Genomic DNA, 15,073 nt, shown 5'->3' with positions numbered 1-15,073 from the left:
TCCAGTTTCAATTATGCCGCTATAATTTCTTGATGCCTCTGAGGCAGGTAGTACTTTTCCAGCTCCTTGTGTTTAGCGCGCCGGCGGGCTTCCTTTGCCAGCAGGGCAGCAAGCCAGCTCTGAAGGCGAAAGGGAATCCCCGGCAGATAAGACTCACCCATGTAGAACAGAAATGCAGTATGCCATAAGTTTTTAGGAATGCCCTTGCTGTTAGTCAAGCCATCGTTTACTAAGCCGTAAGCTATCCGAAGCATTTGTTCGAATTGGCGCGCCGGCTTAATGGTAACAAGGAAAGTGCAGGGTCGGCTTACATCTTGATTAAAAAAGCGGTGCTGCTTGTGAAGCGGTGCTACAGCCCTCTCCCCTGGCACAAGGGTAATTACCTCCTTATCCAATTCAATGCTCAGAGTACCCTCCAGCACCTCAAATTCCTCAGTATAAGTGGTATGGTAGTGCAGTCCGTTGCCGCCCTTGGGGGCTAATTCAACCTGTACCAGAATATACTCTCCGTTTGTTTCGGCAGAAGTTTTAAGAAATGTTACCCTGTCCTTGTTAAGCGGGTTGTAAATTGATTTTGGTAAAGAATTCATAGTTTTATTTATAGATGTTACACGTATACTTATATTTGCAAAAGTATAAAACGCAACTACCAAGGCTGCTATGAGAACAGGAGTGGTAGCTACGCAAAAGGGAGAAAAAGATTTTCAATAGTAGCACCATATGAGGCTTAAGCTTACTGAAGATTTACTGCAGGAACTGATGCAGGTAAAAAAAGCTGAAGAAGCTGTTCAGGCGCAGCCTATGGCTACACAACCTATAATTATCACCCAATGCATTTCGGAACCATATCTGGGCAAAATGTTCCAGTTGTACCAGCAGCATGAACATTTCTCGGTGGCTGTAGTAGAGATGAAACTGGAAAATGATGTCGAACTGACTACAGAATCTGTAATGGGTGGTATAAACATGAACTTTATACTAAGCGGCAACCTGTTCTCTCGCTTTTCACAGCTCCCGCACGACATACATCTTAAGAAGGCAGAACACAACCTGCTGTACATGAACAACACCAACGGCTACCACATCTTTCAGAAAGGCCAGCCGTTGCAAAACCTGCACATCAGTCTGAGCGAGGACTATTTTAAAGAACTATGCCCTCCTACAAGTAAAACTTCCGAACGCCTGCACACGCATATACTCAAGAGTCAACCCGCCTTGGTCTCGGATAAACATGGTTATATTACATCTCACATGCAGCATGCTATCCATAGTATAGCATGCTGTGAATTTAAAGGCCCCATGCAGAAGCTTTACATGGAGGCAAAAGTGCTGGAATTGCTTGCGCTACAGCTAAACCAATTTGAGTTGCAGCAGGAGAAAAAAATTATTTGCGGTAATGCAGACAAGACATTGGCCCATGAGCTGCAATTGTACCTGTACCAGCACTTCTTAGCCGCACCTGGTTTAAAGGAACTAGCCAAATTATTTGGCACGAATGAATTCAGGCTTAAAAAGGTATTTCGGGAATATGTAGGGCAAGGCATCTTTTCCTATGCGCAACAGCTGCGACTGCAGCATGCCCGTGAATTACTTCGGGAGGGAAAGGAAACAATAGCCGAGGTAGCAGAAAAAGTTGGATATAGTCACCCAAATCATTTCAGTACCGCATTTAAGAAGCAGTTTGGCTACGCGCCGTCAGCAGTAAAGTAGCTTTATGCCTGCACCTGCTTTGGCATAAACCTGATCAGTAGAGGCAGAACCAATAAGTATAAAACAAATCCGACAGGTACAGCCAGCAAGGCCCACGAGGCTACAGCCGCAAGATTAGCTTTCCAGATCAAGTTAAGCGCGTTTAACCAATCCTCCTTAAACATAGCTGTAATCTCGTTAAGGGAAAAACGCAACTCCTGCAACCCGAAAATAAATATCCCTAACCGGGCAAAAGGAATGATCAGAATAATCTGTAGCGGCTGCATGAGGTAACTGATAAGCACGGTGGCTGCAATATTTAAGCGGAAGCGTGCAGCCAGCGCTGTTCCCATTACAGTTGTAATGCCAATCGCAGGCACCACTCCCACTACTGTGCCCATGGCTACGGTAACGGCAAGCTTATGTGGCGTCATACCCTGCTTCAGCAGGTTAGCCACAGGCTGTATAATCCTGCGCTTGAGAAAACTTACCGTAATACCGAATAAAGACATAGTGAATGTAGAAGATGTGCAGCTGCCAAACTTTACTAGTAAGACTCAAGCCTAACGAAAATAGTTGCAGGTTAATATACTTTCCGAAAAATAAACTGCTGCTGCTTACAATTGTTTTTAATACCCATCGAAGTAAAAAGTAACCTCCCGGATTTTATATGGATTGGCTGCTTTACAAATTGGAAAATCTCCTTCTATCATTCACATCCTATAAGCTGCTGTTTACCTGCCCCTTCCCCACCGCCACCACATTAAACATTTCCTTATTAAAATCTTTTCATTCACTGATTAAACCAAGCTGAAATCTTCAAGTCAAATCGGGCACAAAACAAGATCCTATACATCTTACATCTAAATGAAAAGATTACTACCAATTCTACTCTTATTGATAGGCACTATAAACGCCTATGCTCAGAGTGTTGCCGTATTTGGAACAGTAGCAAGCGGAAGCGACAAAACTGCTTTGCCTGGCGCCAATGTAGTGCTCAAGAAAACAACTGATGCCACTGTTACAGCCACTGTAACAGATGCCGAAGGCAAATTCCGCTTTGAGCGTGTTGCCAGTGGCCAGTACACTGTAGAGATCAACTACATTGGCTTCGACAAGTTCTCCAGAACTATTCAGGTGCAGGGGGCACCGCTTAATCTGGGTCAACTGTCGCTGCAGGATGGTTCTACAGCTTTGAAAGAAGTGCAGGTAGTGGGCCGCGCGCCACTTGGCGAGCAGAAAGGCGACACAACCCAGTTTAATGCCAAGGCCTTTAAAACCGCACCTGATGCCAGCGCCGAAGACCTTGTAACTAAAATGCCGGGTATCACTATTCAGGAAGGCCGTGTGCAGGCACAGGGCGAAGATGTAAAGCAGGTAATGATTGATGGTAAGCGCTTTACCGGAGATGATGTAAACTCTGCTATCCGTAACATCTCTGCCGACATGATTGAGAGCGTAGAAGTATTTGACGCCCAAAGCGACAGAGCAGCTTTTAGCGGTTTTGACGATGGTAACAGATTAAAAACCCTGAACTTCAGAACCAAAAGAGAGGCCCGCATAGGCTATACAGGTAAAGCATCGGCTGGCTACGGCACCGACGATCGCTACATGGTGGGTGCTACAGTTAACTTCTTCAACAACAATAGAAGAATTTCACTTACCGGTCTTACCAATAACATTAACATGTTCGATTACTCTATCGGCGAGACGCCAGGTGGTGGTATGAGAGGCCGCAGAATGTTTGGCGGTGGTTCACCTAACGGTATCATCAACACAAATAACTTCAGCATCAGCTACAACGACATGTGGGGTAAGAAGATGGAGGTTAGCGGAAACTACTCTTACTCTAACCGCGAAACAGTGAACAACCTGTTCCGCTTCCAGGATTACTTTGCCACAGACCTGGACCGGGAATACAGGGAGAACAGCATCAACAACAATACGAACGAGAGTCACCGTTTCAACTTCCGTCTACAGTATAACATCAACCAAAATAACAGGTTGTTGATCACACCGAATATCTCTTTCCAAAATATCAACTCACTGCGCAACAGTATAGCCCAGCTTACTACGAATGCCGGTACAGAGACAGAGTCTGTAGAGAGAAACAACAATGAAACCAGCAGCTTTAACTTCAGCAACAACATCCTGTACTCGCACCGCTTCGGTGATTCAGGAAGAATTCTGACAGCTAACTTCAGCAACAACTACAGCAGCTCTAACGGTGATCTGTTTGAACTGGCAAACATCACAGACTACAGAAACACTAACCGTAGCAGTTACAGAAACCAGTTTATTTCTACAGATAAGGAAAACATGAGCTGGAATGGTAACTTAAACTATTCGCAGCGCCTTGCCGAAAACTCACGCCTGCAGTTAGAGTACACCATCACAAACCAACTTAGCGACTCCGATAGAAGAGCTTTCGACTTTGTAGAAACAAACAACACCCACTCTGACTTTAATCGACAGCTGAGCAACACGTTCCAGAGCGATTACATTTCGCAAAGCTTTGGACCTAGCTACCAGTACAGACTGGAAAAGGTAAGATTCCAGGCAGATGTGAAGTACCAGTACGCTACTCTGAAGGGCGAAAACGAATTTCCTGAGGTGTTTAACCTGAAGCGTAATTTCAACAATATTCTTCCTTCTGCAGAATACGAGTATAAGTTCACCAATTCCCGTAACCTGAACATCAGCCTGCGTACGAACACCAATACACCTTCTGTCGAGCAGTTGCAGGATGTGCTGGACATTTCGAACACGCTGCAACCGCGCATTGGTAACCCGGAGCTGGACCAGGACTTCCAGAGCCGTATTAACGTACGTTACCGTAACTTTAACCCGGAGACTAATAAAGTATTCTTCATCGGTATGTTTGGTACTGTAACGCAGAATTATGTTGCCAACAGCGTGTACACCATCCGTAACGAGAACTACAGAGAAGAGCTGCCATTCGAAACAACAGAAGCCTATACTATACCTGTAGGTGCGCGTTTAACCCGCCCTGTAAACCTGGACGGTTTCGTAAATGTGCGTTCGTTCTTTAACTATGGCCAACCTATTAGCTTTATCAGATCTAACCTGAACCTGAATGGCTCAATCGGTTACTCAAGAATACCAGGTATGATTGACGGAGCTGTAAACTATGCCAATACAAAAACAGCTGGTTTTGGTTTAAACATCAGCAGCAACATAAGCGAGAAAGTAGACTTCAACGTTTCTACGTTCGGTAACTACAACATTGTAGATAACACGCTGCAGAATGCACGTAACAACAACTACTACACGCAAAACACAAGCCTGCGCTACAACTGGATTCTATGGAAAGACATGGTTTACCGTACTGAACTGAACCACCAGTACAACTCTGGTTTATCTGCTGGCGTGGATAACAGCTTCCTGCTTTGGAACATGAGCCTTGGCAAGAAGATCTTCAAGAACAAGCAGGGCGAAATTAGCTTAAGCGTAAATGACCTGCTGAAGCAGAACGTAAGCATCCAGCGTAACATCGCAGCCGACTACATTGAGGACGTACAGTCTACAGTACTACAGCGTTACTTTATGGCTACGTTCAGCTATAACCTGCGCAAGTTCAAGAGCGGCGGCAACCAGCCAGACCCTGAGCAGAATAGAAATAGAGGAAACTGGGGAGGCGGACGTATGGGCCACTAATCCTTGAAAAATAAAGCAAAAAGGCCTGCAGCAATGCGGGCCTTTTTTGTTTATGCAAAAGTATGCTAGCGTAATGGCAGGTAAAAAATTTTAGTATCTTGCTTTATACTTATGCAGCAATGGCAACAGATTTTTTTCGGTTTGATTGGTTTACCGCCATACTGCTGGTAGGTGTGGTACAGGGGTTCTTCCTGGCGCTGCTGTTCATGGCCAAGCGTCCGCACAGGCAGCCGTACCACCACCTGTTGTTGGCTGCACTGGTATTTTGTTTTGCCTGTTTATTGCTGGAAATATTTCTGTGCTATTCCGGCCTAATGTTCCGCACACTGTCTTTGGTTGATTTTTCGGAACCGCTCAATTTTGCCGTTGGCCCCCTTACCTATCTGCTCTTCAGAAGCCTAATCGGAAAGAACTTTAAGGCAAGGCAATGGCTACACCTGCTGCCTTTCGGTTTATACATTGTATACCACCTGCTCTTTAACTTACAACCTGAAGCAGTAAAGTATAACGCCTACATCAGTGCCTATTTCCCGGAACTCACCCAACTGAACGTTACCTACTCGCTTGATCCTGATCCGCTCTTTCTGTCAGCATATACAAACGTATTAACTGTGCTGCATGTGTTTGTTTATCTGGCACTGAGCTTTCTGCTGTTGCGCCGGCAGCTTACCGCTGAGGCATCCAATCCATACTTTTATTCGTGGGCCAGGCTGCTGCTGCTCTTTTTTGCCGCCACTCTTCTTTTGCTCGTTGTAGTTAAGTTATCCTATGAACGCGATCTCGGTGACCACTTGCTGGCACTGTTCCTGGTAATGCAGCTATTTTACATATGTTATAAACTACTCACAAGCTCCGGTTTCTTTCAACCGGTGGTAAAGGTAAAGTATGAGAAATCGGCTTTAAGTGAGAAGATGAAACAAGACTTGCTCCAAAAGCTGAGAGCTGCCGAGCAGGAAAAATTTTACACTAAAGCTTCTGCCTCACTACCTGCTCTTGCAAAGCAATTGCACACTTCGCCGCACTACCTGTCACAAGCGCTTAACGAGTGCCTGGGCAAAACCTTTTTTGAATACTTGGCAGAGCTGCGTATTTATGAAGCTAAGTCTATACTTGCCGACTCCTCTTATCAGCACCTTAAAATTGAAGAAGTGGCCGAACAAACCGGCTATATTTCCAAGTCTGCCTTTAGCGCTGCTTTTAAAAAGCAAACGGGGCAAACACCGGGCGAGTATCGCAAAAAGGCCATTTTAAGCTAGTTTTAAGTACTTCCCGATAAACTAGCACTCCCAACTTACCGGCAGATTCTGCCACTTTGTACTTCCATACTTAGTTTTGCTTCAAATCAAACTGCTATGGACAACCAAAATAAAATCAGGCGCTACGAGTTCGATTGGCTACGGGTATTAGCCTTCACGCTACTTATCTTCTACCACACCGGCATGTTCTTCGTTAGCTGGGAATGGCACGTAAAGAATAACCAGCTGAGCGAAACTATGCAGATACCGATGGCTTTTATGAGCCAGTGGCGCATGTCGCTTATCTTTCTGGTATCGGGTGTGGGCGTATACTATGCGTTAGGTTACAGAAGTACCGGCACATTTATAAAAGACAGGCTAAAACGGATTTTTATCCCGTTGCTAGTGGGTATGCTGCTGGTGGTGCCGCCCCAAGTATACTTTGAGCGGGTAGTACAGGGATATACTGGCAGCTACTTTAGCTTTCTGTCTTCTATTTTTGAATTCGAACCCTATCCAGAAGGTAATTTTAGCTGGCATCACCTGTGGTACCTGGCTTACATCCTGCACTACAGTTTGCTCCTACTTCCGCTGCTGCTTTACCTGCGCAAGTCAAAATTCAACCTGAGCAACATAAACGGCTTTATACTTTTGCTGGCACCTGCCCTGTGGTTAAGCCTGGGAGGCATCTTTTTGAACGAACGCTTCCCCGGTACAAACGACCTGCTGCACGACTGGGCAAACCACTTTTTATATATCAGTGTGTTTCTGATTGGGTTTATACTTATGAAGGTACCGGATTTGCAGGATAAGATCCGTAAAATGCGCTGGTACAGCCTGGCCGTCGCCACTGTTACTATAACCATACTTTACACTTTCTATTGGCTAGACTGGCAGGAAATAAATGGTGCCGAAGTAGCTTTATACTTCCTGTTTAAGCAAAGTAACCGCTGGTTTTGGCTGATGGCCATCCTTGGCTTTGCAATACAACACCTCAACATCAGAAGCAGGTACCTGGCGCAGGCTAACGAAATGGTGTACCCATTCTACATTCTGCACCAGACCATAACCGTTGCACTCGGCTTTTACCTGCGCGATGCCCCCTTATCTATTGGCGCCAAATTTACGCTAATGTCGCTGGGTACGTTTATACTTTGTTTTGTACTGGTAAAGTACGTGATCATGCAGGTAAACTGGCTGCGGGTGCCTTTCGGATTAAAGCCATTTAAGAAACCTGTACCTTTAGAACAAGTGCAAGCTGTGGTGCAGCAAGTCAACTAACTCAAGATAACTATTGCTGGCCCTGCTCTTTTATCTAGTGCAGGGCCAGCATTAATGTGAATTGTAAAGCTCTACTACAGCCTTCCCTCCTCTTCGCCGGTGCCGGTTTTGCGGTTGCGGGCGGTTTTTACTTTGTTGCTACCAAATTTATAGTTAAACGTGAGATTCAGGCGGCGGCTTTCCCATTGGTTCTGCCAATACATGTTCACGTTGTTATAAGCCAGGGTGGCTCTGAAGCGGCTGGTGTTAAACACGTCACGCAGTTTCAGGCTAAGCGTGGCTTTACCGTCAAGAAATACTTTCTGTGCACCCAGGTCTATCTGATAGCCGGCTTTTGTCTGGTACAGCCCTTGCACAGAAGGCGATGAATAGAAGGCAGAAAGCTGCAGCTTAAAATCCTTGGCCAAGTTAAAACTCTCCTCTGTGCTAACTGACCAGCTAAAGCGGGAGCGGTTATACACGGCCCCCTGCAGTGGCGATATAACCGTATTATAGGAACCCTCCAGTTGCAGTGTGGCTGTCCACCAATCCTTCAGGGGCAGGCTGCCGCCGCTGCTGGCGCTCAGGTAGGTGGCTTTGCTCAGGTTTTCAGGTCTGCTGATACTTACTTTTGTCTCGTCGTTCTGCCGGATTACGTTTGATACAAAATCATTAGACTCAACATAGCTCAGGCTCAGTATCTGAAAACTCTTATAAGTATAGTTAAACTGCAGCGAATTAGAGAAAGAAGCTCCTAAAAGCGGATTGCCTTGCAAAGCGGTGTAAGGATCGGAGTAAAAGGTGAACGGATTTAGACTGCGGTAAGAAGGGCGGCTGATGCGGCGGCTGTAGGATACCGAAAACTGATTGCTTTCGCTGGGCGTGTAGCTTACGAACACACTCGGAAAAAACTTGAGATAATCCAGGTCCACTACTTCTCCCGTGTTAACAGAATAGCCATCAGCAACGGTTTGCTCTGCCCGGAGGCCGGCTTTCAGGCTCAGTTTATCGCTGAATTTTCCGCTCAGGCTCAGGTAAGCTGCATTTATAGTTTCGTTGTATACAAAGCTGTTTGTGCGGTTTGCATCGTTTACCCAACCCTGCTCCTGCAGTTCTTCAAACCTGATATCGCTGGTATTGCTCACCCTGCTCGTTTTCAGGCCTGTCTCTGCTTTGTAGCCTTTACCGAATGGGTGCACGTAATCCACTTTAAAAGATCTTATACTTGCCTCGGCATCACTAAGACTACGGAGCTGCAATGGAGCCTGTGTTGCCTCTCCTGTTGCGGCGTAAAAGTTATTTGTGAACAGTTCATCGGCATCGGTGCTATAGTTTACATAGTCTGCATCCATAGTCAAACTGCGGCCTGTACTGTCGATATCGAACTTATAGTTCAGGTTCAGGCTATAGTTATCGGTACAGGAAACTTTTGGATTGCGCATGCTCATACTTCCAAAAGTTTTGCCGGTGGCTTCGTAATTGGTGGAGTTGCTGGTGGTAAGGGCGTTCTCCGGCGATGCGTAGCCTTTCACCATAATACCCACCGTATGTTTTTTGCTGATGAAGTAATCGGCGCCAGCCGTTGCATTATAGCTCCTGGTGATCGGGTGCCAGTAGTTTACCTGGTTGTAGAGGCTATCGTTGATGTTGCGCTTTAAGGTAAGGCGGTTGAAAGAGTTGTAGTGGCCGGCGTTCAGGCGGGTGTACAGGCTCACTTTACCGGTGTTATAGTTCAGGTTAAGGCCTCCCCATACTTTCTCATACTTGCCATAGCCTGCCCCCAGGTTCACGGAGCCATTCATGCCCATCGTCTCATCTCTTTTAAGCTTGATATTAATGATACCGGCAGTACCGGCTGCATCAAAAGATGCCGGCGGATTGGCGATCAGCTCCACCTTGCTGACGGCAGCGGCTGGCAGCGACTTCAGGTAGCTCTGCAGCTCGGCACCGCTCATGTAGGTCATTTTGCCGTTGATCAACACCTGCACACTGCCGCTTCCTCTAAAGATAATGTTATCGTCCTTGTCAAGCCGAACGCCCGGCGCATACTTTAGTACCTCCAGGGCATTGTCGCCGGCTGTGTTTAGCTGCTCCACGTTCATTACTACGCGGTCAGCCTCCTGCTCCAGCAATGGCTTCTGTCCTTTCACCACTACTTCCTGCAGTGCATTGGCTTTTTCCTGCATGGCTATAGCTGGCACCTGCACCGCCTGTTGCTTTACCTCAAAGGTTATACTTGTGGCCGGTGAAAAACCTACCATCAGGGCTTTCACCGTATACTTGCCCGGCTTCACCTGTGCAAATGTATAATTGCCTGCCTCATTTGTCATCTCCGAGGCCACTACTGCCGAATCGGGCAGTTGCAGCAACACCACCGACACATAATCCAGTGACTTCTGCGAAGAAGCATTTATAACACTTCCTTTTACCGTTAATGTGGTCTGTGCCCAGGCAGTAAATGCGGTGAAGTATAGCAAGAGGCTACACACGATTAATGGGGTTCTGAAGCTCTTTTTCCCTTTGTGCTTTGCTGTGGTGGTAACTGTTTTTTTCATGGCTCTGTGTTGTTGTTTCTTAGATATTGAGCCAAAGATGCATTGCCTGTTATACTATCTAAAGTATATTATCCGAACCACCTATACTTTTATCCTAAGCCTGAAAAGCAGAAGTATTTGGGTTAAGATCAGGAAAGTGCGGGTTGGCATAATAAAATGTCGGGCTGAGATAATAAAAGTGCGGTTAAGCTAACTTATGCATACTTTTAATATATGAATGCGCAACAAAAAAAGATCGGGCTGCACCTGCTGGGCTGGATGCTCTATTTAGGCTACACGCTGTTAGGTTATTATATCTATAACTGGAAGTTTAACACGCTCATGCTGGCCTTTTCACAGGATGTGTTGCGCATAGCGGAATTCTACCTCTGCTATTTCCTAGTGTTCCCGCTTTGGCTGAAGTATAAAAACTGGATGCTGCTGGCTTTGGGTGTTGCAGGCGTCATGCTCACCTACATCGCCCTCCGCTACCTCATAGAAGAAACCCTGTACCCTCACCTGTTCGGGTTCAGGAACTACGGCGCGGGAACCACCCTTTCCTATTTTATCTTCGATAACCTTTACTGGGCCATGCCAGGCATTTTTCTGGGAGGCGTAGTATGGGGACTGGAGACAACCCTGCAAAAAGAACGCGAGAATCGCAGCCTGAAGCAGGAGAAAGCACAGGCGGAACTGGCCTTTCTGAAAACACAGATCAACCCGCACTTTCTCTACAATACGCTCAACTATTTATACTCCCTGGCTTACCCGGTGTCTGATAAACTGGCCGTTGCTATTATCAGGCTATCTGATCTAATGCGCTATATGCTGCACGAGAGCAAAGACGGCAAAGTGGAGCTGCAGAAAGAAGTGGATTATCTGCACAACTACCTCGAGATTTACCGCCTGCGCTTCGAAGACAAGTTTTTTGTAAACTTCTACGTGCAAGGCCATGTGAACGGGCAACGGGTGCCCGCGCTGGTGCTGATCCCATTTGTAGAGAATGCCCTGAAGCATGGTGTGGTGGACGACGCTTCCGCTCCGATAGAAATAAACCTGCAGCTGGAAAAGGATAGCTTATACTTTGACGTAAGCAACCGCATCAGCAAAAACCAGAAAGATCAGACTACCGGCATTGGTCTGGCCAACATCCGCCGCCGCCTCGACCTGATCTATCCTGGCAAGTATAAACTGGATATACAGCAGGATGGCTTAACGTATAAAACCAAACTGAAGCTGCAGACTGTCTGAATCAGGATGTACAGGATGTTAGGATGGTCAGGATATAAAGTATGAATAATTTTAAAAATGAGTTACAAATGTGCTATTTTAATCCTGTGATCCTAAAATATCCTGTAAATCCTGATTCAGACCAAACTCCTTAACTCTCTAATACTCTAACTCCCAAACTTAATATGATCCGCTGCATTGCTGTTGACGACGAAGCCTACGCTGCCAATATTATTGCCGATTACATCAGCAAAGTGCCTTTCCTGGAGTTGGTAGGCAAAACCACCAGCCCGATAGAAGCTATTAATTGGGTGCAGGAGGGCAAAGTAGACCTCGTGTTCCTGGACATTCAAATGCCAGAACTGACAGGTATGCAGTTCCTGAAAATATGCGGCAGCAAGTGCAAAGTTATACTTACTACTGCCTATCCGGAGTATGCCCTGGAAGGTTACGAGCACGATGTAGTGGACTACCTTCTCAAGCCTATCCCTTTCGACAGGTTTTTTAAGGCGGTGCACAAGGCGCAAAGTATGCTGCAGCAACAGGAAACTGTTAAAGCAGCACCAGCTGTACCCCCACAGCCTGCCGAGCAGGGAATGGCATCGGCAGCACCAGATTACATGTTTGTTAAGGGTGAAAGCAAAAACAAATTCCTGAAGGTGGCTTACAGTGACATTTTGTATGTAGAAGGCCTGAAGAACTACGTTTCGCTATACCTGCCGGGCCAGCGGCTGGTAACCTATCAATCGCTTACCGACCTGGCTGAACAACTACCCCAGCCACCTTTTTACCGAGTGCACCGATCATACATTATCTCCATTGATAAAGTGAGTATGGTAGACGGTAATACAGTTTACATAGGCGAGAAAGAGATCCCGGTTGGAGAAACTTACCGCGACGGTTTCCTGAACATGATTCGGGAGAAGCACTAAGTATAAGTTTAGGCAGCAATTAATGCCTTCCTTTTGGCTGGTATACTGTAAAGTATAAGTCCGCCCACTTTCAGGAGCACATGGCACTCGCGCAGCAGGTAGTTTAAAAGTACAAACAGGTAGCGAGCAAGTATAGCCTGGCTCGGAACTGGCTGCTGCAGCTCATAGGATATCAACTGTGTAAGTTGCAGCTAGAACTGTTGCAGGTCTTTCTTCAGGTCAAGGTACGGATGCTGGTAAACAGCCCCAAATAGAATGAGCGCTTCGAGTGCCGTGATACCTGTAGTTTGCAGAAACTTTTCCGAGAAAGACAGTACCCCTTGCTCCTGCAGCGATTGCCGCTGATGCGCCTGCCCGGGCCCAATTAAAAACATCCTTCCGGATACGGTTTCATACCGCCGGAAATCGATCAGGTTATCCCCGCCTTTGGTTTCCTGCACGAACAGGAGCATATACGCATCATGGCGGTGGCGCACTTCCGACAGCTCGCTTACGAACTCTTACAGCGGCATAACAGCTATGTTGCGTTCAAAGAGTAGGTCTTTGGTTGGAAGCATGTCCGGCTTCAGTAATTTTATCGGCTTAAGTATAACGGGCACTAAATTAAACAGAAAGGCGATTGGTACTATGTATAATAACACGACTATTTCGTAATTTAGTGTAGTAGAAGTATGCTCTGCCTCTACCATCTAAATAAATAAAACTATGTTCCATAAGGAGTTTCCGGATTACACCTGGCTAAAGCAGCAGACCGAGAAAGCTTTCCGGGAACCGATTAACGGGCAGGCAAACAAGTTTGTGAGAGAAGGGTGGCCTGTTGTGATCATGAATGCCACTTCCACCTTTTGTCACCGCCCCGATCTGAAAGGCCCTTTCTCCATCTTCACAAACATCAGTGGCAGCTCTTCGGTGCAGGTTGGCTCCAGACGTGTAACTGTTTCTGAAGACAGCTTTATCATCACGAACAAAGCCCAGTATTATACCCTAGATATTGATAGCAGCACGCCAATAGAAACATTTAACCTGCACCTGGGCCAGGACGTGTGGGAAGAATATACTTACTCCTGTGCCAGCACCGACCTGCAACAACTGGATAGCCCGGAATATAGCCAATATACAACACTGGCAGAGTTTCCGAACCTGCTGCAGACCAGGAATCAAAGTATAAATGCTGCCCTGGCAAAACTTTACTCTCTTTCACAGAACCCCAACTACACCAAACTGCAGCTGGACGAGCACCTGGTACTGCTGTTTCAGGCGCTGGCAGGGCAAAAACGGGAGCTGCTGCAGGCTGCTAGCCGCATACCACAGGCAAAGCAGAGTACGAGGGCGGAGTTGCACAAGCGTATATCTCTGGCTACCGATTTTATACTTTCTAACCCTTCGGAACAATGCACCTTAGATGAGTTGGCAAGTATGGCTTGTATGTCTAAATTTCATTTCCTTCGCACCTTTACCAGCATTTACCGCTCCACTCCGCACCAGTTTATACTTGGCCAGCGGCTACAGCGCAGCCAGCGGCTCTTGCGTAAAACTAATTTAAGCGTTGGCGAGGTTGGCACCATTTGCGGGTTTCCGGAGATCGTGTCTTTCAGCCGTGCCTTTACAAAATATACAGGATGTTCCCCTGCTGTTTTTCGACAGAAATCAAAATAGCAATTTTTGTTAAACAGCTTCTTAACTGGCTCACTATCTTTGTACAAAGTATAAGATAAACCTATGGAAACTACCTATTTACCTTTTGTTCAAGCCGGTTACATAGCCCTTACTGCTATCTGTCTGGCGTTGGTGCTGATTGGAGTGCGTAAAACCTTTTTGCGCATGGGCCTGCCTGCGGACGTGACTAGCAAGCGAATAACCACCATCACACTAATAATTGTAGGCTGGCTGGTGCTGGTAAGTATACTTTCGCTTACCGGTTTTCTAGCTGATTTCTCTACAATGCCACCCAAACTTATGCTTTTTTTGCCATTGCCCCTGATCGCTATACTTTGGCTTACATTCAGCTCACAAACGAGGAAGTTTATACAGGCTATCCCAGCATCATGGCTCATGTACCTGCAGGTATTCCGTATTCCGGTGGAGGTTTTTCTGTGGCTGCAGTTTCTGGATGGCCTTACACCAGTGCAGATGACGTTTGAAGGGCTGAACTGGGATGTGCTGACAGGTATAACGGCACCAATTTTTGCTTACATCTGCTTTGGGCAAGGCCGCAATTTACGCGGATTGGCAATTGCCTGGAACCTGTTCGGTATGGCACTACTGATCAACATCGTTGCAATTGCGCTTCTTTCTGCTCCGGTTCCGTTCCGTACTTTTATGAATGAACCAGCAAATACACTGGTAACGGTTTTCCCAATTTCATTCCTGCCACTGGTACTAGTGCCGCTGGCATATGGTCTGCATTTCTTCTCACTTCGTAAGCTGTTGATGGGAAGCACAGCGCCTGCTGCGACAGTAAATCCTTCGCTAGCAGTATAGTCATGGCATTGGGATAGCCAGTATACTTAAATCA

Annotated in this window: 14 protein-coding genes; 8 read left to right on the top strand and 6 right to left on the bottom strand. The window is 46.4% G+C overall.

Going from position 1 to position 15,073, the window contains the following annotated elements:
• Window positions 1–11: 11 nt before the first annotated feature.
• Complete coding sequence (locus H8S84_RS01650) at window positions 12–590, bottom strand: cupin domain-containing protein (RefSeq protein WP_187065538.1); 579 nt, start codon at window positions 588–590, stop codon at window positions 12–14.
• A 130-nt stretch (window positions 591–720) separates the two neighbouring features.
• Between H8S84_RS01650 and H8S84_RS01645 the strand changes: the two genes are divergently transcribed.
• Window positions 721–1,710 carry a helix-turn-helix transcriptional regulator gene (locus H8S84_RS01645; protein WP_187065537.1) on the top strand — a complete coding sequence of 330 codons (990 nt, stop codon included), beginning with the start codon at window positions 721–723 and terminating at the stop codon, window positions 1,708–1,710.
• A 2-nt stretch (window positions 1,711–1,712) separates the two neighbouring features.
• Here H8S84_RS01645 and H8S84_RS01640 read toward each other — a convergent pair whose 3' ends face one another.
• Complete coding sequence (locus H8S84_RS01640) at window positions 1,713–2,201, bottom strand: DUF2062 domain-containing protein (protein WP_187065536.1); 489 nt, start codon at window positions 2,199–2,201, stop codon at window positions 1,713–1,715.
• 355 nt (window positions 2,202–2,556) lie between these two features.
• On the opposite strand from H8S84_RS01640, the gene H8S84_RS01635 reads away from it, so the two are divergent.
• The 3 genes from H8S84_RS01635 to H8S84_RS01625 all read left to right on the top strand — a co-directional run bounded on the left by H8S84_RS01635 (window position 2,557) and on the right by H8S84_RS01625 (window position 7,883).
• Window positions 2,557–5,367, top strand: a complete 2,811-nt coding sequence (locus H8S84_RS01635) for an outer membrane beta-barrel protein (RefSeq protein ID WP_187065535.1) — start codon at window positions 2,557–2,559, stop codon at window positions 5,365–5,367.
• A gap of 119 nt (window positions 5,368–5,486) precedes the next feature.
• Window positions 5,487–6,623, top strand: a complete 1,137-nt coding sequence (locus H8S84_RS01630) for a helix-turn-helix domain-containing protein (RefSeq protein ID WP_187065534.1) — start codon at window positions 5,487–5,489, stop codon at window positions 6,621–6,623.
• A gap of 96 nt (window positions 6,624–6,719) precedes the next feature.
• Window positions 6,720–7,883: an acyltransferase family protein gene (locus tag H8S84_RS01625; protein WP_187065533.1), complete on the top strand. Its 1,164-nt coding sequence runs from the start codon at window positions 6,720–6,722 to the stop codon at window positions 7,881–7,883.
• Between the two features lie 74 nt (window positions 7,884–7,957).
• On the opposite strand, the gene H8S84_RS01620 is transcribed toward H8S84_RS01625, so the two are convergent.
• On the bottom strand, window positions 7,958–10,417 hold the full coding sequence (locus H8S84_RS01620; RefSeq protein ID WP_187065532.1) for an outer membrane beta-barrel family protein: 2,460 nt from the start codon (window positions 10,415–10,417) through the stop codon (window positions 7,958–7,960).
• A gap of 213 nt (window positions 10,418–10,630) precedes the next feature.
• Here H8S84_RS01620 and H8S84_RS01615 point away from each other — a divergent pair, with 213 nt between their 5' ends.
• Both H8S84_RS01615 and H8S84_RS01610 read left to right on the top strand, forming a co-directional pair.
• On the top strand, window positions 10,631–11,647 hold the full coding sequence (locus tag H8S84_RS01615; protein ID WP_187065531.1) for a sensor histidine kinase: 1,017 nt from the start codon (window positions 10,631–10,633) through the stop codon (window positions 11,645–11,647).
• Window positions 11,648–11,811: 164 nt separating this feature from the next.
• Window positions 11,812–12,558, top strand: a complete 747-nt coding sequence (locus tag H8S84_RS01610) for a LytR/AlgR family response regulator transcription factor (RefSeq protein WP_187065530.1) — start codon at window positions 11,812–11,814, stop codon at window positions 12,556–12,558.
• An 8-nt stretch (window positions 12,559–12,566) separates the two neighbouring features.
• Here H8S84_RS01610 and H8S84_RS01605 read toward each other — a convergent pair whose 3' ends face one another.
• From H8S84_RS01605 to H8S84_RS01595, 3 genes are read right to left on the bottom strand one after another with little or no spacing between them, the layout of a single operon-like run.
• A complete protein-coding gene (locus H8S84_RS01605; protein WP_187065529.1) occupies window positions 12,567–12,734 on the bottom strand; it encodes a hypothetical protein in 168 nt (55 codons plus the stop codon).
• A gap of 15 nt (window positions 12,735–12,749) precedes the next feature.
• A complete protein-coding gene (locus H8S84_RS01600; RefSeq protein ID WP_187065528.1) occupies window positions 12,750–13,034 on the bottom strand; it encodes a hypothetical protein in 285 nt (94 codons plus the stop codon).
• A 24-nt stretch (window positions 13,035–13,058) separates the two neighbouring features.
• A complete protein-coding gene (locus H8S84_RS01595; protein WP_187065527.1) occupies window positions 13,059–13,247 on the bottom strand; it encodes a hypothetical protein in 189 nt (62 codons plus the stop codon).
• Window positions 13,248–13,263: 16 nt separating this feature from the next.
• Between H8S84_RS01595 and H8S84_RS01590 the strand changes: the two genes are divergently transcribed.
• Both H8S84_RS01590 and H8S84_RS01585 read left to right on the top strand, forming a co-directional pair.
• Window positions 13,264–14,214 carry a helix-turn-helix domain-containing protein gene (locus tag H8S84_RS01590; RefSeq protein ID WP_187065526.1) on the top strand — a complete coding sequence of 317 codons (951 nt, stop codon included), beginning with the start codon at window positions 13,264–13,266 and terminating at the stop codon, window positions 14,212–14,214.
• A gap of 63 nt (window positions 14,215–14,277) precedes the next feature.
• Window positions 14,278–15,039 (top strand): hypothetical protein, encoded by a 762-nt coding sequence (locus H8S84_RS01585; protein WP_187065525.1) that lies wholly within the window; start codon window positions 14,278–14,280, stop codon window positions 15,037–15,039.
• The last annotated feature ends 34 nt before the right edge of the window (window positions 15,040–15,073 follow it).

The sequence above is a fragment of the Pontibacter cellulosilyticus genome (assembly GCF_014306105.1).
GTDB classification, from domain to species: Bacteria; Bacteroidota; Bacteroidia; order Cytophagales; family Hymenobacteraceae; genus Pontibacter; species Pontibacter cellulosilyticus.
Note: the sequence above shows the minus strand (reverse complement) of the source record. Positions and strands in the feature narration are given on the sequence as shown.

What these genes read in the sequence shown, in the direction of transcription:
- H8S84_RS01650 (WP_187065538.1), bottom strand. Translation starts at nt 590, where the DNA reads ATGAATTCTTTACCAAAATCAATTTACAACCCGCTTAACAAGGACAGG.
- H8S84_RS01645 (WP_187065537.1), top strand. Translation starts at nt 721, where the DNA reads ATGAGGCTTAAGCTTACTGAAGATTTACTGCAGGAACTGATGCAGGTA.
- H8S84_RS01640 (WP_187065536.1), bottom strand. Translation starts at nt 2,201, where the DNA reads ATGTCTTTATTCGGTATTACGGTAAGTTTTCTCAAGCGCAGGATTATA.
- H8S84_RS01635 (WP_187065535.1), top strand. Translation starts at nt 2,557, where the DNA reads ATGAAAAGATTACTACCAATTCTACTCTTATTGATAGGCACTATAAAC.
- H8S84_RS01630 (WP_187065534.1), top strand. Translation starts at nt 5,487, where the DNA reads ATGGCAACAGATTTTTTTCGGTTTGATTGGTTTACCGCCATACTGCTG.
- H8S84_RS01625 (WP_187065533.1), top strand. Translation starts at nt 6,720, where the DNA reads ATGGACAACCAAAATAAAATCAGGCGCTACGAGTTCGATTGGCTACGG.
- H8S84_RS01620 (WP_187065532.1), bottom strand. Translation starts at nt 10,417, where the DNA reads ATGAAAAAAACAGTTACCACCACAGCAAAGCACAAAGGGAAAAAGAGC.
- H8S84_RS01615 (WP_187065531.1), top strand. Translation starts at nt 10,631, where the DNA reads ATGAATGCGCAACAAAAAAAGATCGGGCTGCACCTGCTGGGCTGGATG.
- H8S84_RS01610 (WP_187065530.1), top strand. Translation starts at nt 11,812, where the DNA reads ATGATCCGCTGCATTGCTGTTGACGACGAAGCCTACGCTGCCAATATT.
- H8S84_RS01595 (WP_187065527.1), bottom strand. Translation starts at nt 13,247, where the DNA reads ATGGTAGAGGCAGAGCATACTTCTACTACACTAAATTACGAAATAGTC.
- H8S84_RS01590 (WP_187065526.1), top strand. Translation starts at nt 13,264, where the DNA reads ATGTTCCATAAGGAGTTTCCGGATTACACCTGGCTAAAGCAGCAGACC.
- H8S84_RS01585 (WP_187065525.1), top strand. Translation starts at nt 14,278, where the DNA reads ATGGAAACTACCTATTTACCTTTTGTTCAAGCCGGTTACATAGCCCTT.